The organism is Epilithonimonas caeni DSM 17710 (assembly GCF_000426465.1).
Lineage (GTDB): Bacteria > Bacteroidota > Bacteroidia > Flavobacteriales > Weeksellaceae > Epilithonimonas > Epilithonimonas caeni.
The window spans coordinates 270,763-293,468 of sequence record NZ_KE384527.1 but is presented as its reverse complement, the minus strand read 5'-3'; the positions used below and the strand labels follow the sequence as shown (position 1 = coordinate 293,468).

General features: G+C 37.5%; 17 protein-coding genes. 7 read left to right on the top strand and 10 right to left on the bottom strand.

All coding sequences use genetic code 11. The features are described 5' to 3' along the window. Nucleotides 1-128: 128 nt before the first annotated feature. Together yidC and K319_RS0116385 are read left to right on the top strand one after the other, a co-directional pair. A complete protein-coding gene (yidC, locus tag K319_RS0116395) occupies nt 129-1,916 on the top strand; it encodes a membrane protein insertase YidC (RefSeq protein WP_027384587.1) in 1,788 nt (595 codons plus the stop codon). A 325-nt stretch (nt 1,917-2,241) separates the two neighbouring features. Beyond that, nucleotides 2,242-2,901 (top strand): TrmH family RNA methyltransferase, encoded by a 660-nt coding sequence (locus K319_RS0116385; RefSeq protein ID WP_027384586.1) that lies wholly within the window; start codon nt 2,242-2,244, stop codon nt 2,899-2,901. Between the two features lie 97 nt (nt 2,902-2,998). Here the strand turns inward: K319_RS0116385 and K319_RS0116380 are convergent, their stop codons facing one another. From K319_RS0116380 to tsaD, 5 genes are all read right to left on the bottom strand, one after another. Continuing rightward, nucleotides 2,999-4,120 carry an NAD(P)/FAD-dependent oxidoreductase gene (locus tag K319_RS0116380; RefSeq protein ID WP_034671997.1) on the bottom strand — a complete coding sequence of 374 codons (1,122 nt, stop codon included), beginning with the start codon at nt 4,118-4,120 and terminating at the stop codon, nt 2,999-3,001. A gap of 130 nt (nt 4,121-4,250) precedes the next feature. Next, entirely contained in the window at nt 4,251-4,982 is a 732-nt protein-coding gene (locus tag K319_RS0116375; protein WP_027384584.1) for an RsmE family RNA methyltransferase, read from the bottom strand. 27 nt (nt 4,983-5,009) lie between these two features. Next, a complete protein-coding gene (locus K319_RS0116370; RefSeq protein ID WP_027384583.1) occupies nt 5,010-5,888 on the bottom strand; it encodes a DUF808 domain-containing protein in 879 nt (292 codons plus the stop codon). Nucleotides 5,889-5,962: 74 nt separating this feature from the next. Then, nucleotides 5,963-6,379: a hypothetical protein gene (locus tag K319_RS0116365; protein WP_027384582.1), complete on the bottom strand. Its 417-nt coding sequence runs from the start codon at nt 6,377-6,379 to the stop codon at nt 5,963-5,965. A gap of 162 nt (nt 6,380-6,541) precedes the next feature. After that, nucleotides 6,542-7,558 (bottom strand): tRNA (adenosine(37)-N6)-threonylcarbamoyltransferase complex transferase subunit TsaD, encoded by a 1,017-nt coding sequence (tsaD, locus tag K319_RS0116360; RefSeq protein WP_027384581.1) that lies wholly within the window; start codon nt 7,556-7,558, stop codon nt 6,542-6,544. A 5-nt stretch (nt 7,559-7,563) separates the two neighbouring features. Here tsaD and K319_RS0116355 point away from each other — a divergent pair, with 5 nt between their 5' ends. The 4 genes from K319_RS0116355 to K319_RS0116340 all read left to right on the top strand — a co-directional run bounded on the left by K319_RS0116355 (nt 7,564) and on the right by K319_RS0116340 (nt 13,736). Further along, the gene (locus K319_RS0116355; RefSeq protein ID WP_027384580.1) at nt 7,564-12,213 is read left to right on the top strand and encodes a translocation/assembly module TamB domain-containing protein; all 4,650 of its coding nucleotides are present in this window, start codon (nt 7,564-7,566) and stop codon (nt 12,211-12,213) included. A gap of 129 nt (nt 12,214-12,342) precedes the next feature. After that, entirely contained in the window at nt 12,343-12,813 is a 471-nt protein-coding gene (locus K319_RS0116350; protein WP_027384579.1) for an Lrp/AsnC family transcriptional regulator, read from the top strand. A gap of 65 nt (nt 12,814-12,878) precedes the next feature. Beyond that, on the top strand, nt 12,879-13,247 hold the full coding sequence (locus K319_RS0116345; RefSeq protein ID WP_034671995.1) for a hypothetical protein: 369 nt from the start codon (nt 12,879-12,881) through the stop codon (nt 13,245-13,247). A 30-nt stretch (nt 13,248-13,277) separates the two neighbouring features. Then, entirely contained in the window at nt 13,278-13,736 is a 459-nt protein-coding gene (locus K319_RS0116340) for a VOC family protein (RefSeq protein WP_235696126.1), read from the top strand. A 349-nt stretch (nt 13,737-14,085) separates the two neighbouring features. Here the strand turns inward: K319_RS0116340 and K319_RS0116335 are convergent, their stop codons facing one another. The 3 genes from K319_RS0116335 to radA all read right to left on the bottom strand — a co-directional run bounded on the left by K319_RS0116335 (nt 14,086) and on the right by radA (nt 17,605). Then, a complete protein-coding gene (locus K319_RS0116335; RefSeq protein WP_027384576.1) occupies nt 14,086-15,546 on the bottom strand; it encodes a hypothetical protein in 1,461 nt (486 codons plus the stop codon). Between the two features lie 107 nt (nt 15,547-15,653). After that, nucleotides 15,654-16,226, bottom strand: coding sequence for an acyl carrier protein phosphodiesterase (locus tag K319_RS0116330; RefSeq protein ID WP_027384575.1), 573 nt, complete (start codon nt 16,224-16,226; stop codon nt 15,654-15,656). Nucleotides 16,227-16,261: 35 nt separating this feature from the next. Continuing rightward, nucleotides 16,262-17,605: a DNA repair protein RadA gene (gene radA / locus K319_RS0116325; RefSeq protein ID WP_027384574.1), complete on the bottom strand. Its 1,344-nt coding sequence runs from the start codon at nt 17,603-17,605 to the stop codon at nt 16,262-16,264. Nucleotides 17,606-17,746: 141 nt separating this feature from the next. On the opposite strand from radA, the gene K319_RS0116315 reads away from it, so the two are divergent. Further along, entirely contained in the window at nt 17,747-18,247 is a 501-nt protein-coding gene (locus K319_RS0116315) for an FKBP-type peptidyl-prolyl cis-trans isomerase (RefSeq protein ID WP_027384573.1), read from the top strand. 78 nt (nt 18,248-18,325) lie between these two features. On the opposite strand, the gene K319_RS0116310 is transcribed toward K319_RS0116315, so the two are convergent. Both K319_RS0116310 and K319_RS0116305 read right to left on the bottom strand, forming a co-directional pair. Continuing rightward, nucleotides 18,326-21,094, bottom strand: a complete 2,769-nt coding sequence (locus K319_RS0116310) for a M4 family metallopeptidase (protein ID WP_027384572.1) — start codon at nt 21,092-21,094, stop codon at nt 18,326-18,328. A 143-nt stretch (nt 21,095-21,237) separates the two neighbouring features. Continuing rightward, nucleotides 21,238-22,680, bottom strand: coding sequence for an aminoacyl-histidine dipeptidase (locus tag K319_RS0116305; protein ID WP_027384571.1), 1,443 nt, complete (start codon nt 22,678-22,680; stop codon nt 21,238-21,240). Nucleotides 22,681-22,706 lie beyond the last annotated feature (26 nt).

Genomic DNA, 22,706 nt, shown 5'->3' with positions numbered 1-22,706 from the left:
TTATAACGGAATCTGAAAAATAAAACCTATTTTTGCAGACCAAAATGATGTAGGTTTCTGAAATGTCAGTCTGAGGTTCTCGAAGACTTTTCAAATCATTGACCTTAAACTTTAAACTCAATTCTATAATGCAACAAAACAACGGATTAGACAAAAAACAACTGATTAGCTTCGGTATTTTTTCTATGATTCTCATCGGTTTTATGTTTTATTTCCAAAACCGAAATGCACAGGCCGAACAAGAAAAATTAGCTCTGGAAGCTAAAAAAACAGAGCAGACTATAAAATCCAAACCTGCTGCAACCAACCTGAATGCGGCTACTGTAACACCAAATTCTGTTCAGAAAGTAAACCTTCAGAATGATGAGTTATCTCTTGAGTTCTCTAGTGTTGGTGGGCAATTGAGTTCTGTGAGACTGAATAAATTCGAGGCGTTTGGCGGAAAACCATTATATCTTTTCAGCAACAATAATGCAAGTTACGGATTCCAATTCACGGATAAAGCAGGTAAGGTTTTCAATACAAAAGATTTGGTGTTTGCACCACAAGTTGCAGGAAATGTAGTAACACTTAACTCTAAAGTTGGGAACGCCGTTATCCAATTCATCTATACGCTAAAAGCTAAATATACTGTTGATTTTCAAGTGAAAACACAAGGCCTGGCTAGTGTTGTGAATGATGGTAAAGCTAATTTCATCTGGAATTACAACGTAAGAAGTGCAGAAAAAGGACGTTCGCAGGAAGAAACTCACACCGAGTTTGCTTATGCGTTCAATAATTATAAAGATTACGATTACGACGCTCGTTCTGATATGGATGAGCCGGACGAAACACTTAACTGGATTGGTATCAAGCAACAGTTTTTCTCCGCAGTTATCGAGGCTAAAAATGGTTTTACAAAATCTAAAGGTTTCCAGGAAGCTATTCCGGAAGGCGAATACCTGAAAAAATTCAATTATGATGGCCAGGTAAACTTGGCCGGAAACGAGTTGAATCAGGATTTTACTTGGTATTTTATGCCTTTGGATATCGACCTTCTTAAATCTTATGACAAGAACTTTGATGAGATTCTGCCGTTAGGCTGGTCATTCATCGGTTCATTGAACAGATATGTATTTATTCCGTTATACAATTTGCTTTCAGGCTGGGGGATCGCAGCAGGTTGGGCCATTTTCTGGATGACGATCATCGTGAAATTGATTTTGTCTCCGGTAATGTTCAAACAGCACAAACTAAGTGCAATGATGAAGGTTATTCGTCCGGAAATTGATGAGGTTAATGCCAAGTTCAAGGATGCAGACCCGATGAAAAAACAACAGGAAACAATGGCGGTCTATAGGAAGGCCGGCGTGAATCAGATGGCGGGTTGTTTGCCGGCGCTGGTTCAGATCCCGTTGTTCTATGCACTATTTCGATTCTTCCCGAATATGCTGGACCTTAGAGGGAAAAGCTTCTGGTTCGTTCCGGATTTGACGGCTTATGACGATATCATCAGTTGGGGAACCAACATTCCGTTGTTAGGAAATCACTTGAGTGTATTTGCTTTGGCTTGTACCGTTGTGATCTTGATTTATACGATCATGACATCAGGTAACATTCAGCAGCCTCAACAAGAAGGGATGCCGAATATGAAGGTCTTGATGTACATCTTCCCGATCACGTTCTTATTCTTCCTGAATAGCTCTGCGTCTGGTCTATCTTGGTACTATTTTGTATCCAATGCGATTAACATCGTGATTATCTTGGTCATCAAGTATTTCATCCTGGACGAGAAAAAGATCCACGCTCAGATTCAGGAAAACAAAAAGAAAGAGCCTAAGAAAGAAGGTAAGTTCCAAAAGAGAATGAGAGAAATGATGGAGAAAGCACAAGAGCAACAAAAATTGCAGGAACAAGCAAGAAACAAAAAGAAATAAATATAGAGCGGTAAGTTTTACCGCTTTTTTATTGGGTCGTGCTGAAGTTTATCCTGAGCTTGGCGAAGGGCTATATCTTTTTCTGCCAAGGCTTTTCCCAATCCAGAAAAAGGATGCCGCTGCAATCACTTATGCGCTGACGCTTCTATTCAACACTTGTCTAAAATATAATATCAAAACTTTTATAAGCGAAGCGCCTTTGTGAACCTAAAACAGTTTTTAATAAAAATTTTTGTGCACTTTGTGTTCAATTTTTTGCAGAAAAACATTTAGCATTTTAATACTAAATTCCCGAAATTTACAACTCAATTTTAAACCCCAAACCTTGAACTTACAATCCACTTACGAATATCTCCAACAATTCTTAACACCAGAACGTTTCCAGAAAATCGAACATTACTCCAAAGAAAGTTCGGATTTTGTTCTGCCTGTTATGGAAGATATTTACCAGTTCAGAAATGCGGCGGCGATTGTCCGTTCTGTGGAAGCTTGCGGATTTCACAAAGTAGTGGCGATGGAAAAAGAGAATCATTTCGAACCAAATCTAAAGGTCACAAAAGGTGCAGATACTTGGGTTGAAGTAGAGAAAATGCCAAGAACCATAGAGTCTTTACAAAACATAAAAAATAGAGGGTATAAAATCGTTGCCGTCTCTGCCGAAAACAACGCAAAAATGTTACCGGATTATAAAATCGAAGAACCTTTGGCCTTGGTTTTCGGGACAGAGTGGGAAGGAACTACGGATGAATTGCTGGACTTTGCAGATGAAACTCTGGCCATTCCAATGTTTGGATTTACAAGAAGTTTCAATGTGTCTGTTGCCGCAGCGATCTGCATGTATGAGCTCAAACAAAAATTGTTGAAATCAAATATCGATTATAAATTATCCGAAGAAAAATTACTCCAAATGAAAATCCGCTGGGCAAAAAACTCTATTCCGAGTGGTGATATGATTTTGGAAAAGTATTTGAGAGAGAATTCTTAATCTAAGTAGTTGTATTACTTTGCTGAGTTTTACGTCTTTGCGAACTTAAAATATTTTCAATATTGGTGAAAACCTTTGTGGACTTTGCGTTAAAAAATCAAGAAACCAACTCACAAACCATTTCCCCAATCTTCGGAGCCAGCGCAACACCCATTCCGGAAAGCCTTATAGCGCAGAATTGTCTTTCAGAGATTTGTTTTACAATTGGTGTTTTTTCCGTTCCCATTGCCATAATTCCGGACCAGCGCATTGCGATTTTGAAATCCTGATTCGGAAGAATCACTTCTTTTAGAAATTCCTCAAGATGATTTTGCAGAAAATCCGTTGTCTCAAAATCGGTTGTTTTTTCAGTTTCAAAATCCTGATTTCTTGCGCCTCCAAGTAGAATTCTGTTTCCGAGATTTCTGAAATAATAAAAACCTTCGTCGTAATGAAATGTTCCTTTGAGTTTAAGGTTTTCAATAGGTTCTGTCAGGATGATTTGCCCTCTCGCCGGAATAATTTCTTCCGATTTCAGGAATTTTGAACTGAAGGCATTTGTACAATAAATGACTTTATGAGATTTCAGAATAAGATTGTCATCGATTTTAATTTCGATTTCATTATCAGTTTCTGAAACGGATTCGACTTCTGTTCCGAATAGAAATTCAATTTTCAGTTCGTGGCATTTTTCTAAAAGCTTGTTCAATAATTTTCCGGAATGTAAGCTTCCTTCACAAAGATTCTCAACCAAAAATTCTGATTTCCCTAATCCAAATTCTTCAATTTTTTCATTCGTGATTCTGAAAGTATTTTCGGTTTTTGTGATCGGAGCTAATTTTTCATTGACTTCACTCAGTTTCTCCAAAGCTGATTCATCATTCAAAATTTCATAACCGCCACAAAGTTCAAAATCAACTTCATCATTTGAAAAATAGCTTTGAATTTTCTGCAAACCTTCAAATCGCATTTTCACCAAATCCAGTGTTTTTTCCCAGTTCATTTTTTTGGAATCGGAAATAATTTCTGTCAAACTTCCGAAGCAGGCAAAACCGGCATTTCTTGTCGAAGCTCCCGTTGGAACAGAATTTCGTTCGATAATTAATACCGATTTTTCAGGAAGTTTTTCCTTGATCGAAATCGCAGTCCAAAGTCCGGTAAATCCCGAACCAATGATTGTAATGTCACGTTTTCTGTAAAAAGTTTCGGTTTCCCAAATGCTTGGATTGGCTGGTTTCATATTGATCAATAATGGCAAAGGCGCAATTTTTTTGGATGTTAGTATAAAAATAAAGCCGCAAAGGAATTTTGCGACTTAAAATTAAGGATTATTTGAAATAAAATTTTTGTGTCTTGCGATAATCAAAAAATCAGAACATCTTATCGTAATTCCAGGCAGCCACGAAAATTCCGGCGGTTTCTGTCCGTAATCTTTGATTTCCCAGAGAAACTGCTTTGATTCCTCTTTCTGCCAACAATTGAATTTCCTTATCTGAGAAATCACCTTCGGGACCAATTAGAAAAGTGATTGTGTTGCTGGTTGTTGGTTGCTGGTTGATTGCATTGTCACGCTGAGGTTCTCGAAGCGTATTTAAATTAATCCTTTCCAGATTTTCATTGCAATGCGCAACGAAAGTATTTTCAAAATCCAGATTTTTCATGAAATCAGAAAACTTGGTCAAATCATTGACTTTTGGGAAATGAAATCTGTGGCTTTGCTTCGAAGCTGAAATGACCTGTTTCCTCAATTTTTCGATGCTGATATTTTTGCGCTCGGTTTTTTCTGTCAGTATAAAACTGATTTCCGAAATGCCCATTTCGACCGCTTTTTCTACAAAGAATTCGATTCTGTCGATGTTTTTAGTAGGAGCTATTGCGATATGAAGTTTCGGAGAAAAATTGGGAAGATTTTCTTTAATTTCAGAAACGTTGAGTGTTACTTTTTTTCCTTCGAAAATTAAAGTTCCTTTGGCAAGGTTTCCATGGCCGTCGGTTACGAAAATTTCTTCACCTTCGCGCATTCTGAGAACTTTTGTGATATGTTGTTGTTCATCAGAATCGATCAATATTTCCGGAAAAATCTGTCCAAAGAAAAGTTTCATAGTTAAACTTTTGTGGTTGAATTATAATTATTTAGTGGGCTTGATCAAAGCAATAAATTTCTTTCCAACAGTCGCCAATAAAACAGCCACCAATCCAAACACAATTCCCAATCCGAATTTTGAAAGAACATTTTCTGGAAGTAAGTGATGGATATAGTCAATATTATGAAGGAAAATCTCACCAGAAACCAACAACAAAGCTATTGTTCCCACAACGCCGAGAATTTTGATAACGATTGGTAAAGCCTTGATCAAAACTTGCCCAAGACCAGAAAGAAAACCTTTGTTTCCCGATTTTTTCATCAGGAAGAATCCGGCATCATCCATTCTTACGATCAGCGCTACAATTCCGTAAACCCCAATAGTTGCGACAATTGCAACCAATGAAACCACAATGATCTGTGTCAAAAGTGGATGTTCTTTTTCGATAACTGTTCCTAGAGCAATGATGACAATTTCCAATGAGAGGATAAAATCGGTTTTGATCGCAGAGCTTATTTTTGATTTTTCAGAATTGGCATCATCTTCTGGTAAGACACTTTCCTCTACAACTTCGTGACCTTTTTTGTTGCGGTGAAAAAAGAACTCGATGATTTTTTCTACACCTTCATAAGCCAGATAAATTCCCCCAAGAACCAAGATAACTTTGATGGCGGCAGGGAAGAAAAAATTTAGGAGAAAGACGATCGGAAGGATAATGAGCTTATTGATAAAAGAACCTTTGGTAATGGCCCAAAGCACGGGGATCTCGCGGGAAGACAGGAATCCGGTTGCTTTTTCTGCGTTTACGGCAAGGTCGTCGCCGAGGATTCCGGCCGTTTTTTTCGTTGCGAGTTTGCTGGTCACTGCGATGTCGTCCATCAATGCGCCGATATCATCTAAGATTGCGAAGAATCCTGAAGCCATAACTTTTTATTTTGATGCAAAAATAAGTTTTAAACTTTAAAATTCAATGCTTAAAGTTAACTGGTGGATTATTTTTATTTGATGTTTTGAAACGCAATTTCATTCTCACTGATGAAAGCAACGCCGGTTTTCAAAGTGGTGTAGATATCGGTATCACATTCTCGGTAAGAACACATATAGACTTCCTCGATCCAAGTGTTGTTCAGGAAAATCAAATTCAGATATTCGTTTTTTCTCAAGTTGTTTTTGATAGATAAAAAGTCGCCTTCTTTTGGCTCGTAAGGAAAACTGAAAACATTTTCAGAATTGATTGTTTCCAGGATTTCTTCTTTGATGTTTTGGATAAAACCAGTTTCTGAACTTATCAAACCAAAATCTTCAGAATCTTCGGAGGCCTCATTTTTTCCTGTGATCGTTTCTAAAATCCAGTAATATTTTGAATTCTTTTTAGATCGTGTTCCGAGTTGTTTTTCTTCTAATAGTAGTTTCATAGATTGTATTTTGACTTTGAATGTCTCGTTCTAATGCTAGCGTCTCGCTCATATTTTGTTCACGAGCAAGATGCTCGCGCTAGCGTGGGAATTGAAAAATTGAAGTATTAATATTAAAATAAATATTCTTTTCATAATTCATTTTCAAATAAAATCTAATAATTACAAATCATACTTCGCAGTAGCAGTCGTTCTGATATCCGTAAACTCGCCACGTTCATATTTCAGTTTGGCGACCATGGCGATCATTGCGGCGTTGTCTGTTGTGTATTCGAATTTTGGGATGAAGATGTTCCAACCAAGTTTTTCACGATTGTCTTCCATATATTTCCTTAAGCCAGAATTTGCAGAAACGCCTCCTGCAATCGCAATATCATTGATGTTAAGTTCTTTCGCTGCTTTTTCCAGTTTATCCATCAGGATTTCGATGATTGATTTCTGGACCGATGCACAAAGGTCATTCAGATTATCCTTAATGAAATCAGGATTTTTTCTCACTTCTTTCTGAATAAAATATAAAACCGAAGTTTTAATCCCACTGAAAGAATAATCATAACCTTCCATTTTCGGTTTATTGAATTTGTAAGCATCTGGATTTCCTTCTTTGGCTAATCTATCCACAATTGGTCCGGCAGGATAATCGAGGTCAAAGATTTTTCCTATCTTGTCAAAAGCTTCACCTGCGGCATCGTCGATGGTTTTTCCGATGATCTCCATATCGAAATGATCCTTCACCAAAACGATCATCGTATGGCCACCGGAAACTGTTAGACATAAAAAAGGAAACTTGGGCGGCATAGGATTGGCATCATCTATAAAATGTGCCAAAATGTGAGCCTGCAAATGGTTGACCTCTATCAAAGGGACATCCAAACTCATTGCCAGGGATTTTGCAAAAGAGGTTCCTACGAGCAAAGAACCCAAAAGTCCGGGACCTCGTGTGAAGCCAATCGCACAAATGTCATTTTGTTGTATATTTGCTTTTGAGAATGCTTTTTCTACGACAGGGATAATGTTTTGCTGGTGCGCTCGGGAAGCCAATTCCGGAACAACACCACCATACTCGTTATGTATTTCCTGATTTGCAGCGATATTGGAAAGGATTTTGCTACCGCTGATGATGGCTGCAGAAGTGTCGTCACAAGAAGACTCGATACCTAAAATAATTGATGCACTCATAATAGATGGCAAAGTTAGAAAATAAAAATACAAATAACGAAGAACCCGATATTGACAAGCCTGTCAGCAAAAAGAAACGTCCGCTTTTCCTAACCGTTCTGAGCACCGTTTCATATAGCCTCATTGCATTGGTTGCTTTGATTCTGATTATAATTAATCTTCCCATTACCAAACGCTATATCGCCGATCAAGCTATCGATTTTCTGAATAAAGACCTTAAAATGGGAATGTCCGTAGAAGATATAGACGTTAATTTTCTGGGCGATGTTACAATTAAGGGACTTAAATTAAAAGACTACAAAAATTACGAATTTGTCAAGGCAAAAGAACTAAGAGTAAAATCTGATTGGTTTGCATTGGCATTCAATACGAGAGATATCAAATTCAACCAGGCGACGATCATCGATCCGGTTGTGAGGGTGATTACTTACAAAGGTGACAGTATCAGTAATTTTATAAGGTACGTAGACAATTTCGATGACGGAAAACCACGTGACCCGAAGAAGAAGCCTTTCCAGATGGGAATGAAGTTCGATATTATCAACGGAATTGCAAGTATCGTTAACGAAAACAGCCCGGGAGAAGCTGGCAGATGGCTGGATGCAAGAAATGTAAACCTGAATGTGACCTCTTTGAAAGTTGTGGGGCCTGATGTCTTTGCAGATATCAGGAATTTTAATTTCATAACAAAAAGATATGGGAAGGAGCATATCGTCGATACTTTTTCTACAAATTTTGAACTCACAAAAAAACATTTGAAATTAGGGAATCTGACCTTCAATACAGACCATTCTTTGCTGCAAGGAGAAGCTATCTTGAATCTTGACCCAAAAACTAAATTTGCTGATTTTGGAAATAAAGTCAATTGGGATTTGAAAATGGTTCCGGGAAGTCAGATCAGTGGTTATGATCTGAGCTATTTCGTACCGGACTGGGATAACTATACGCCAATCAATATCTCCGGAACGATGACAGGACCTTTGAACGGATTTACTTTGAATAATTTTCTGATCCGTTCGCAGGAAATCAATCTGAACACTAAAAAGATGACCATCTCCAGTGTTTTGGACAAGAAGTTTTTCATTGAAAGTAAAGATGTTTCTGCCGATTTTACATACAAAGGTCTGAAGGCCTCGCTTCCGAAATTTATCTCTTCGAAGTTGGGAAATATAGCGGATGATTTTGGAAGATTAAAATATAAGGGTTCTGTAAAAGTGAATCCAAAACAGATCTTCGCTACCGGAAACATCATTACTGGGATTGGACAGGCGAAAATGAAAGATTTCAATCTTGTGGATTACAGCACAAAACGTCCAAAATACAGAGGTTATGTCGATGTAAAGGATTTGAATGTAACTGCTTTGACCAAAAACAAACAAGTTGGATTGATCTCTGGGAAATTCAATGTGCAAGGGGAAGGTTTTGATGTGAACACGATGTATGTGAAAACCACTTCGAATGTTAATCATATAGATCTGATGGGCAAAAGCCTTAATAATATTGCTATTGATGGTGTTCTGAACAAAAGAAGATTCACAGGAAACGTTGATGCCAATGACGCGAATGTAAAAGGAAATTTCAAAGGAATTGTGGACTTCAGCACCAAAAGATTGTTTGCTGACTTTGATGCTAATATTCAGTATGTCAATCTGAAATATTTCGGAATTTCGGCTGGTGATACCAATTCTGTTAGCGGACATCTTATTGGGAAAGTCTCTATGACGGATCTGAATGACCTAAATCTTGATACCAATATCAAAGAATTAACGCTTAATTCTTCTTCTCAAAAATTACACATTCCTGATTCTAATATCAAAGCTTTTTTTGAAAATGGGAATAGGATTGTTTCCGTAGATGCGCCGGGCGCGGTTACAGGAAGGATTTCTGGTAAGTTCGATTTGGAAGATATCGGGAATATGGTAATGAACAGTGTCAATAAAATTTTGGTTGGTAATCCTCCGAAGAAAACTTACAATGGACAGAATTTCGATTTCGATTTTGATGTGAAACAAGGCCTGGTCTCATTCTTTGTTCCAGATCTGGAATTGCCGGAGGGTGCAAAAGTCGCTGGAAATTATGTCGGTGCTACCAATGACTTGATTCTAAATGCAGATGCTGCTCGAATCAAATATATAATGACCAGTAAAAAAGAACTGAGCGAAGCTGAAAAATTTTTGGCAGAAACCGATGCGACTTATCAACCTGATCTGAATAAAGTAAGAGATAGTGTAATAGTCGATAGTCTAAGTTTGAGGGTTAATACCGCTAACATGCAACAACAATTGCTTGCAAGTGTGAAAAGAGGTCAGTATGGAAATAATGTTCTTCAAGATGTGAAGCTGTCTGCTAATAATGAAAACACACAGGTCTTACATATTGGGACGGTTTTCAAGTTGGGAAGTCCAGAAGATGAGACGGAAAAACAGATGAAGGAATATGCCGTCAATATCAATCAAACAACCAATGCTGTTGGAGATTATGTTTTACGATTTGAGCCTACGACAGTCAAATTCAATGATGTGGCATGGACAGTTGACACAAGTCCCGAGCTCAATCATTCGATTACCTATAGAAAAAAAGAGAAGGATTTTATAATAGAGAATCTAAGGATCTATTCTGATGAAAGCGCTCTGTTGATAAAAAATGCAGACTTCAGATCTGGAAAAGATTTTACAGCCGATGCAGAGATCAAAAATCTTGATATATCAAAACTACTGGCTTTCGGGAAGGATAAGAATGCCATGGATATCAAAGGAACAGCAAACGGAACTATTCAGTTGAAAAAATCAGGGAATAATCTGGAGCCTTTGGTTGACCTGGATGTGAATGATATTTTCATGAATGGCAATAAAATGGGGGACCTGGAAACAAGAATCACCAAAAGCGAAAAGCCCAATGTCTTTGATGTGAGCATCCAGGCATTATCTTCCGGTCTTTTGGGCCAGAATACATTGGACGTTAAAGGAACGATCGATAACAATCATTCTTCACCAGTTCTTGATATGAATGCCAAAATGAATGAGTTCGATCTTGGATTTGCCCAGCAATTCGTAAAAGAGATCTTTGGAAATTTCCGAGGTAAAGCATCTGGTGACCTTAGAATATCAGGACCTACCAACGATATAGATTACAGTGGTGATATTGCCTTGAAAGGCTTTGGATTGAAGCTGATGTTCACCGGAGTTGATTATTCATTTGATGATACAACGATTAACCTTTCGAAAGGACAGGCACTGCTTTCCGGGATTGGTATAAGAGATGGCCGGGAAAATTCTAAAGGAAGGATCTCCGGGGGTATTTATTTCGAAACACTTTCTTCTATGTCGGTCGAATTGATCATGGAGGCTGATAATCTTCTGGTGCTGAATTCCACCCAGGATGATAATGACCTTTTCTGGGGAAGAGTTACTGCTAAAGGGGATGTCTATGTTTATGGGCCGGTCTCGGGATTATCCATTTCAACTCCCAATGATGGACTTCGGGTTCTTAATAATAGCACATTCACTTTTAACAGTGCATCAACAGCAAACATCGAGGAATTCAAGATCTTAAGATTTTTGAAACGAGATGATGAGGGCAAGGTCTCCGTTGAGAAGAAAAAGCGTTCTGGGGCCAATATGCTTATCGATTTTGATGTAACAATTGATAAAGGTTCTCTGGTGAATGTTTTGGTTGGTGACGATGTTGGTAATATTTCGGTAAGGGGAGATGCCAGAAATTTGAAATTCAAGATGGAAAGAAGCGGTAATATTTTCATGAATGGAAAATATACAGTGGATAATGGGACCTTTGTCTCCAAGGCAATTCTTAACAGGACATTCCAAATAGCAAGGAACAGTAATATCCAATGGAGTGGTAATCCGATGACGCCAGAGCTAGATATTACAGCAAATTATACAAGGACGGTCACCAACGCGGGAGAGTATCTCGGGATGTCACTTTCTCAGCCGATCAATGTGGTTTTGACAACCAAGATCACAGAAACTCTTACCAAACCGAACATTGAATTTGGACTTTCTGCGCCCGATGTTTCTTCGCAGGTAAGAGAAACTTTGGCTACTAAACTTAGTAACGAAGATGAGAGAATTATCCAGTTTGGATCGGTGCTTGTCCTTAATAATTTCAACGTTGTTAATTCAGGAGGACTGAATATCAATGTTTCCCAGGCTGCCGTAAGTACAGGATATAGCATGGCTTTCAAACAATTGGGTTCTGTCCTTAACACGATCAGTAGTGCTTTTCAGATCAACCTGGACTATATCAGTGGTGACCCGAGTTCTAATACTTCCGATCGTGCCAACACCAATGTTAGTTTGGCATTGTCTCCAAGAATCAAATTGAAGACAGGCTTGGGAGTTCCAATTACCAGAACAGAAAATACGAATGCTAATTATCTTTCGGCCGAAGGAACGATAGAGTATGACTGGAGTCGAAATAACAACGGCAGCAGGCTACTGCGAGCTTATTCCAAACCTTCTAATTTGGGGTTGGGAACATCAGGTGCTAACAATCAGAGTTATGGTGTTGGGGTTGTGTATAGTAAAAGTTTCGATTCTTTCAAATATATGTTTAAAAGACGGAAAAGGTTAAAAACAGACTCTGTAGCTGTGGAGCAGAATAAAGCGGATTCTTTAAAAAATAAGTCAAATAAATGATAATTATCATTAAAAAATGAAGGTTTTGTTAAAAGCTGTTAATGTTTTAATATTCCTTTTTATTTAAAATATTTTTTTTAAATTTGCAAAAAAATTAGATATATTTTAAATAAATAACAAAATCATACAATGAACTATCAATTAGACGATATCGATAAAAAGATTCTTGATTTCCTAGTAGAAAACACAAGAATGCCTTTCACGGAAATTGCTAAACAAATGGATGTTTCTGCTGGAACTATCCACGTAAGAGTAAAGAAAATGGAAGATGCGGGAATTATTCTGGGGTCATCCCTTAACATCGATTATGGTAAATTAGATTATAACTTCACTGCTTTCATCGGTATTTTGCTTACAAAATCAAATCATACTCAGGAGGTTTTGAAACAATTGGCTTTGATCCCGAATGTAGTGGAGGCTAGTGTAACATCTGGAAAATATAATATCTTCTGCAAAATGAAAGCTAAGAATACAGAAGATGCTAAGAGAATCATTTATCAGATAGATGATATCCAAGATGTGATGAGAACAGAAAGTATGATCTCCATGGAAGAGTACATCAGTGATAAGAACCGTCTTATAAATGCGGTTAGCATATAGTTAGTTAATAGAAATTTCTATAGTAAAGGGCTTATTCATTAAGCCCTTTTTTGTACTTTTATAATATGAAAGCTGCAGACAAAAGTTTTAATAATAATAAAGACCACTACATCATTTTCGGACTTATTATTTTGGTTTATTTACTGAGTATCAATACAGACCTTGCGGAACTTTCACAGCATAGGGTTATCAATATACCTTCCGGATTTTTCTATTATACTCTAGGAGTAGATATCCTTGTGGTCATGAGCTGGATATTGATCCTTTTTTACAGGAAATTAGGTGTTGTGCTGTTTCCTGTTTTCGTGATGGTTCATTTTGGACTGCATAACTATTTTCTAAGTACTTATCTTTATTCAGACATTACAGTTCTTTTCCTCTATGTGGGACTCGGATTGCTAGCAATTATTCCCAGGTGGAATTATATGAAGTAAGTACGTTGATAAAAGTTCAAAAAAATAGAAATGAAAACATTCTTTACCTTAATGGTTTTTTTGCCGACCGTGTTATTTTCTCAAGAGTCTAATTCGAAAGATCCTAATAAAGACAAATTACCACTTGGTGCATTTTCTGTGAGTCTTAATGTCAAAAATCTTGCTAAGTCAAAAGAGTTCTATGAGAAACTCGGATTTTCCCAGATGGGAGGCGATATTAAACATCGTTATGTCATTATGAAAAATGGAACGGCTCTTATCGGTCTTTTTGAAGGAATGTTTGAGGGGAATATTCTTACGTTCAATCCAGGTTGGGATGAGAATGCAAAAGAGGTCGATCCATTCACAGATGTTCGTGACATTCAGAAAAAACTTAAAAACGACCAAATACAATTCAATACAGAAGCAGATGAAAAATCAAAAGGTCCTGCTTATATAGAATTTACTGATCCTGATGGAAATAAAATTTTGGTAGATCAGCATAGATAAGTATCAGTCTATGACATAAAAAAAGCTCTAGAAATTTCCAGAGCATAATGTCGTTACTTTTTACCAGCGATTTGATATGAAAAATTAAAACAGTAAGAAACAACTGATAATAATAATCTGGAAATTGAACAGTTACAGACCTTATTCGACTTTTTGTGCTTTTAGAATCCTTGTGTTTACGAAAATGATGGGACAATAAATTTTTTTTCTTTTCTATGAACCTTCCTTTTGTTCATGGCAAAGATTGCATTTTAACATAATATCATGCAAAAAATCATCTACAACATATCTACGACAGGTATGTAATGGTTTTATTTTCAGGATTTTAAATTTGAATTTGGTGATGATTTTAAAAATTCATCATCCAGTTATTGAGGTCAACATCAGAAGAAATACCCAATTGCTTTCTTAACCTGTTCTTCTTCATCTCGACACTTCTGACGGAAATATGGCTGAATAGTGCAATTTCTTTGGTAGAAAAATTGAGTTTCAGAAGTGCACAAAATTTTAACTGCCCGCTTGTCATGTCCGGGTATTCTGCTGTAAATCTATTGTAAAAACTTGGATATACGTCCATGAATCTACTCAGGAAAGAAGAATCATTATTTTTTGCTAGTTCCAGCAATTCAGCGAAAGCATCATTTACTTTGGATTCTAGATTGTTCAGCTCGGTTTCTTTTTCTATCAGATCAATTTCTGTTCTCTCTTTCTGTTCTTTTTCGGTCTGATATCTTTTGAAATAGTTCAGCGCAAGGAATATGGATAAAATAATAAGTCCAATAATGGTCCCTATAAGAATATAAAAATTCTTGTACCAGTTAAGCTTTTCTTGTTCCAAGATATTATTGGCGATTTTGTCTGTCTCGATTTTCTCTTTTTTCCTTGCAAGATCGGATAATTCTTTAGCCTTTTTAGAATAATAGCTGTAAACTTTGTCTTCCCCCATTTTTTCGTAGATAGTCGCAAGGTCTTCGTAGATGTATTGCATCCTATAGATGTCCTGGGCTTTCTCGAAAATTGGAAGGGCCTTCTTATAGTAATAGATAGAGCTGTCTGCAACATTCATTTCCAGATATGCATTTCCAATGCCATATAACCCGAAAGCTTGATTTATAGAATCATTCTCAATTTTTGATAGTTCATAAGCTTTTCTATTATAGTAAAGTGCTCGGTCATATTGGTCCAGGTCGATATAGGTATATCCAAGACTAGAGTATTGTATACCAAGCCAGCCATTCCTTTTCTTAGGGTCTCTGATCTTTTTGTAATATTCTACACTTTTGAGGTCGTATTTTATTGTTTTTTCCGGGGGTTGGTATTCCAGATTCATGATCTCAGATCTGCCGGAATAGACCTGTCCTAGTGAGATGTAACGATTATCATTGTCAGATATCTTTTGACTCTCTTTTTCTGCCTGATCACTAGTGCTATAGGCTTTTTCAAAGAATCCCAAATAGGCATATGCCAATGTCTTTGCAATAAGAGCCTGGGATATGTGGAAATCATCATTTTCTTTTGTAGCAAGATTCAAAAGTTTTTCTGCTGCTTCCAGGGCTTTTTCTTGCTCACCTAATCCAAGGTAACAATTGATCTGTCCTTTTAAGGATTTGGCCTTCCCTTCATAATAACCTATTTCGTCAGAAATATCATAGGTTTTGATGTTTTGTTGTAGCGCTTTTTCCCGATCCGCCATTTGGAAAGAGATCGCGATCAATTGGTCAATTTTTTTAGGAGTGTATTGCTGTGCTTTCGTTTTGAATGAACACGAAATAATAATGAGAATTAATATTAAATTTTTTTTGAATTCCACAGCTTTGATGTAGCTACAAAAATATTAAAAATTCATATACTATCTAATTATAATTGGACTTTTAAATAGTAATTAGACCCAAATTAGTAAGAAATACGTAATACCTCTTATGATAAGTTGAATTTTAGTTGACATTCTTTCAAAATATCAGGGAAAAAATCGTCAAAATGATTTTTCAATTGTTCTTTGTTTTTTAAGAAAATGTTAAAAACAGGAATATCCTTGTCCAAATATTTTGCCTTGTTCAATACATTTTGCATACTGAATTTGACTCCTTGATCCTGCCTGTAATTGGTAAGCCAATCATCTTGCTCCATTCTTACCAGCATTTTTTTATAATTTTCCGGAAGCCATTTTTCATTCTCCCATAGAATTTTATAAGTTTTCAGAGAATGTTTTTTCAAATCTTCCAACGGATAAGAATGTGCCACAAAATAATCAAAAGCCACATCTACAAATGCCCCAGAATAAAGTCTTACAAGTGGGCTGAAAATTTTTTTCGCCTCTGAGACCGAAGGGTGGGAATCCGTAAAAGTATCAATGAACCTGTGAAGTTTTATTCCTTCCTGTATCTCAATTGGGAAGTTTTCCCGCTCATTATTCCTGATAAAATCAGCAATCATATTGCCCACGAGTTGTCCGTTGGTAAAAGATAGAATAGAGTGGGCCAGGTAATTCATCAGGTGAATTTACGAATTATTGATCACGAATGAAATTAAAAAAGCAATTCTACAAAATCCTCAATTTTACTGATCTCCTCAATTTTGATCCCGAATTTTCTCTTAGGAAGTTTGTTCAAGTTTGAAATAAAGATCTTCTCATAGCCCAATTTTTCCGCTTCGGTTATTCTTTGCTCTGCTTGCGCAACAGGGCGGATCTCGCCACTTAAACCAATTTCACCGGCAAAACAGTAATGTTCCGAAATCGCAATATCTTCGTTGCTTGAAAGGATAGACGCAACAACAGCCAGATCCAAAGCTGGATCATCCGTTTTAATTCCGCCGGTGATGTTAAGGAAAACATCTTTTGCTCCCAATTGAAAACCTGCTCTTTTCTCCAGAACAGCCAAAAGCATATTCAGCCTTTTGGAATCAAAACCCGTGGAGCTTCTTTGTGGGGTTCCATAAACTGCGGTCGAGACCAAAGCCTGGATTTCCAACAGCATAGGTCTGTTTCCTTCCAAAGTCACGGCAACAGCATTCCCGGAAAGTTCTTCAGATTTTTTGGTAATAAGGATTTCAGATGGATTTTTAATTTCTTTCAGACCCTGTGAGATCATTTCATAAATGCCAATCTCTGATGTGGAACCAAAACGATTTTTATTAGCTCTCAGCAATCTGAACAAGTGATTTCTATCACCGTCAAAATTAAGGACCACGTCCACCATGTGTTCTAAAACTTTTGGTCCGGCGATCTGTCCGTCTTTTGTAATATGCCCAACCAGAAAAACGGGAATGTTGTTTTCTTTGGCAAATTTGATGATCTCATTCGAACATTCCCGGATCTGTGAAACTGTTCCTGGCGAACTTTCGATCAATTGTGATTGCAAGGTCTGAATAGAATCGATGATCATAAAATCGGGCTGGAGTTTTTTGGCTTCGTGCAAGATTTTCTCAACATTCGTTTCGGTAAAAAGAAAACAGTTTGGGTTTTTGACTTCGGCTAAACGGTCAGCTCTCATTTTGATTTGCGACGCACTTTCCTCTCCCGAAACATACAGGATTTTTTTCTTCATCTTCAAAGCCAACTGAAGAAGTAGAGTTGATTTTCCGATCCCAGGTTCTCCTCCGATCAGAGTCACGGACCCCAATACGATTCCTCCGCCCAAAACCCTGTCCAGTTCTTCTGAGGGCGTTTTGATTCTTGGTTCTTCGCTGGTTTCAACTTCGATGATGTTGATGATATGTGATCTGGATTTTGTAGCAACCGATTTGGTCGATTTTTCTACGATTTCTTCCACCAGCGTGTTCCATTCGCCGCAGGTTTTGCATTGCCCGTGCCACTGAGAATATTGTGCCCCGCAGTTCTGACAGAAATATTGAGTTTTGAGTTTTGCCATTCTGCTAAGTTCCAGAAAAATTCGGAAAATAAAAAATCAGAATCGGGTTTAAAATGTAGATTAATGTTTTATTTTGAAAACAGTAAATTTGCCGATCATACAACATACTGATATTATCAGAAAATTTTAAATTAAATAAAAATGGCATTAGACAAAAATCACGTAGTAACTCTGAAATACGTTCTACATACTAATGATGAAGCAGGAGAAAAAATCTTTGTAGAAGAGACTTCTGCTGAACAACCGATGACTTTTCTTTACGGTGTAGGAATGATGATCCCAAAATTCGAACAAGAGATTCAAAACTTGAATATTGGTGAGACAGCTTCTTTCACCATCGAGCCTAGTGAAGGTTATGGAGAAAGAGACCCGCAAGCAGTTACTCAATTGCCTTTGGATATGTTTCAAGGTCAGGAGCTGCCTCCGGTTGGTGCAGTTTTACCATTGTCAGACAATCAGGGGAATAATTTCCAGGCACTTGTGGTAGAAGTTACGCCTGAGGCTGTAATTGTAGATTTGAATCATCCTATGGCGGGAAGACCCTTGCATTTCGATGTTGAAATTCTGAACTCACGTCCTGCAACAGAAGAAGAGCTGGCGCATGGTCATGCTCACGGAGAAGACGGCCATTCCGGACATTAATTATATAAATACCCAATTATATAAAATGCAAAAGCTTCCCACATGGGAAGCTTTTGTTGTATTTGGAAATATATTTTTCTATTTTTTAATGAATTTCTGGGTTGATTTCTCACCTTTTTTATTCACTAATTCTATGATGTAATTTCCTGTAGAAAGTTTGTTCACATCGATCTTGTTGTCGACAGATTTTCCATTAGCAACGGATTGCCCTGCTGTGTTGAAAATTCTGTAAGTAGAATCTCCACTTTCGTTTGATTTGATATTAAGAACATCTTTTACTGGATTCGGGTAGATTGAGATCCCATCTTTGTTGTTAGTTTCAGAAACAGTCAATAGATCATGAATATCTATGGAGTAATCTTCTACTTGACCATAGTTGATGGTAGCACAAGAAGTTGGTGTTTGAGAATAAGCTGCCTGAACCCTAATTCTTACCCTTCCTGTTGTAGCGGTTGCAGGTATTGTAAATGTTCCGGTAACTGTAGCAGCGCTGGTAGCTGTTGTTTGTGACCAAGCTGTTTCCCCGGTATCTGTAAATACGCCATTATTGTTGTAATCTATGTACAATCTGTATCTTAAAGGATATGTTGTACCAGACCATTGTGGCGTAATGGTAATTGTATAGGTGTCGCCTTTTGTAACATCAGTTGACAGGTAGGAGAAATCTTCATAACCTGTACTGCCGGTACTTGCATTGTCAATTGTATTCAGTTTTACATTTTGAATTTTCATAAAGCTTGTATTGGAAGCTTGAGAAGTACAATAAGTATTGCCTGTGGCCAATGTTGTAACCGGAACAGTATTACTGAAGTCAGATTTGTTACCCGCTTCATCTTTTGCCTCAACTTTGAAGTTGTAGGTTGTAGAAGCCGATAATCCTGTCACATAATAAGAGGTTTTGTAAGTGGAACCAAGCAATATACCATCTTTATACACGTTATAGCCATCCAGGGCAAAATTATCTGTGGAACCTGTCCATGTCAAATATGTAGAAACATTGGTTGTTGATGTTGCTGTCAGATCAAGTGGAGTAGTAGGTGCGGTTGTATCTGGTCCGTTAGGATTGTACTTTGAACCCAGACCAACAGCATAGAAAGCATCCTGAGTAGCAATTGCTTCCGGAGAGTCTGCACCATACAAATCAACGGCCGCCTGGATTCCAAAGTTTCTGGCGTTGGTGTAATTTGAGTTTGATGAAAGATAAGCTGTCTCCAGTCGGTAAACAATCTTTGATGCTTTTTCAAATCCAATTCCTGTTACGTTATAAGATTTTCCAATATCGTTGGTCCCGGTTTTTCCCTGTACAAGAACATAATACCAATGATTCAGAATGCCACTGTTTGTATGGACACCACAATAATCATTGAGGTCTCGGTCAGGCGTGGTACAACCTTCTGCAGCAGTAGCCGGTTGCCAGTTGATACCTCTGTATGTGTCCGGTTGTCCTGCAGACTTAGGATCACTCAGGGATCTTAGATAATAAGGAGCATACAATGTGATGTCTTCTCCGATTGTGAAAGCCTCCTTGTTTGGCAGATAGGTCTCTTCAACAACAGATCCCCAGATATCGGAAAGTCCCTCATTCATAGCCCCGGATTCTCTTTGGTAGGCTAATGCTGCTGTATAAGCACAGACGCCGTGTCCCAATTCGTGAGCTGTTACGTCAAACGCCGTCAATACATTGAAGTTGCTTGTTCTGTCCCCATCGCCATAAAGCATATAAGAACCGGACCAATAGGCGTTGTTCACATTATTTCCGTAATGAACATAGCTTCTCAATATCGAGCCGTTGTTGTCATAGCTATCTCGGTTATGAAAATTTTTAAAGTAATCATAAGTTTTTTCTACTCCGAAGTGTGCATCCAAAGCAGCATTGTCCCAAGTAGAATTATCGAATTCTGCTGCTGTCCAATCGTTATCAGCATCCGTGAAATCAGTATTACTTATCGCGGTGCTCTTTTTCAGGTTGTACGTCCTTACACCATTTCCCCTTGTGGTATCGTACAAAATGTAATTTGTTTCAGCCGTGTTCAAAGAGGTTTCAATGGACTGGGTTCCGTTGTATCTTGTTGCAGCATTACCTGTTGCAAGTTTAGAGATTGTATTTTTTAATTCAGAGTCTTTTACTTCAGAAGTGATTTTTTCTGTATCAAGCTCATCTTTTAGTATATTATTATGACCGTGTCCATTGGCGTGTTTGATAATGGCGTCAGATAATAATACTTGTCCATTGATAGCATCCACATAGATATAAGCTCTGCTCATTGGCTGAGATGCAAAAACATCAAATTTATAAGCCAGGGCTAGCTTGTAGCTTTCATCTCCTTGTTGGATCGGAAGAAGAACAAGTTCGCCAGTTGGTTTTTTGTAATTATCTACATTGCTTTCAGCATCATCCCACATATATTTTTGTGCACCTACACTTTGGATAGCACTATTCAAAGCCACTTGTGAAGAAATTCTTGCGGATGTACTTACATTATTTGTTGGGAAGATCTCACCATTCATACTGGTAAGTTCACCATTTTTATAATGCAGATTGTAAGTTCCGAATTCAACTTTTACGTTGTTGTAGTACAATTGATACTTTTCATCCAAAAAATTGCCAGCTGCATTTTTATCCGATTTAGTAAGTCTAAGTTCTGCTATGGCAGGTAGTTTTAAAATTTCTCTAAACAGATCAACTTTTGCAGTAGATCTTAAATTTGCACCACTCTTAAAAGTTACTAAACTAACATTCCCGTTCTTCTCGGTAATTTTCTTGTCAACGTATTCCTGTGCATTTGCGGATAGGGTAAATCCAACAACGCTGCACAAAATACCAATACGTAAAAGTTCTTTCTTCATATAATAAGTATTAAATTCAAGGCGAATTTAGTAAATTTTTAACAATAATTATCTTTGATGCTGTGTAATTTAGAAAAATATTAATGATAATTGGTTAAAATAAAAAATCCAGTAAAAATTACTGGATTTGGTTCATTGGATTATTAATTCTTCAGAGGGATATTCTTTAGTATATCTTGTGTATACGTCCAAAATTTTTGAACAGATGATATATTGGCTCTTTCATCCGGCGAATGTGCGCCTTTGATCGTTGGACCATAGCTTACCATTTCCATCTTTGGATAATTGGCTCCGATGATGCCACATTCCAGACCAGCGTGACAAGCTACGACCATTGGCTTTTCTCCGAAATTTGATTCATAAAGTTCCGTCATTACTTTGATGATCTCAGCTTCGGGTTTTGGTTTCCAGCCTGGATAAGAACCTCCGAATTCTGTTTTCAATCCACTACTTTCAAAAGCTGCTTTCAATTGATTGGCAACTTCCCATTTTGTAGATTCTACGGAGGAACGTGTTAAATTTAAAATTTTAATTTCTCCATTTTTCAATTCAACTCTTGCAACGTTGTTAGATGCTTCTACCAAACCTTCTACATCCGGACTCATTCGGAAAACACCATTATGTGCCGCATTGATTGCAAAGATTATTTTTTCCGAATTTTCAATAGAAACAGCTTTCTCTGATGAATCTGTTTTTTCAATATTGATAACCAGGTCTTTTTCTAAGGAAGCAAATTCCTCCAAAATCTCAGATTTTAATTGTTCAATTTTTGAAGTGAAATCTTCTGAATTGTTGACAGAAACAATTGCTTTTGCTTCTCTCGGAATAGCATTTCTCAAACTTCCACCGTCAATTGATATTAATTGAATTTGATTTTCCAATCCTAAGAATAAAAATCTTCCCAATAATTTGTTCGAGTTCCCAAAACCTTTGTGGATGTCCATTCCAGAGTGTCCACCTTGTAAACCTTTGATCTCGATTTTGAAAGTTTCTCCTTTTGCTTCTTCCAGATCGAATTTTGCAGACGCTGTTACATCCACGCCACCAGCACAACCGATATCGATTTCGTCATCTTCTTCGGTATCAAGATTTAAGAGAATTTCACCTTTCAATTGTCCGGGTTTCAAAGCTAATGCGCCTGTCATCCCTGTTTCTTCATCAATTGTGAAAAGAGCTTCCAGTTCCGGGTGCGCAATGTCGTTGCTTTCTAGGATAGACATAATTGTAGCAACGCCCAAGCCATTGTCAGCCCCCAAAGTCGTTCCTTTTGCCCTTACCCAATCGCCGTCCACGTACATCTGGATGCCCTGGGTATCGAAATCAAAATCTACATCATTGTTTTTTTGGCAGACCATATCAAGGTGGGATTGCATCACGATTGGCGTTCGGTTTTCCATTCCCGGAGTTGCGGGTTTTGTGATGATGACATTTCCAACCTCGTCAACCGTTGTCGGTAATCCTAGTTTATTCCCAAATTCCTTTATGAATTGTATAACTTTTTCTTCTTTTTTTGAGGGTCTCGGAACGGAATTGAGTGCTTCGAAATTTTTCCAGATCACTTTTGGTTCCAGTTGTGAATATTCCATTTTTTTTGAAATTTTTTGAATTGCAA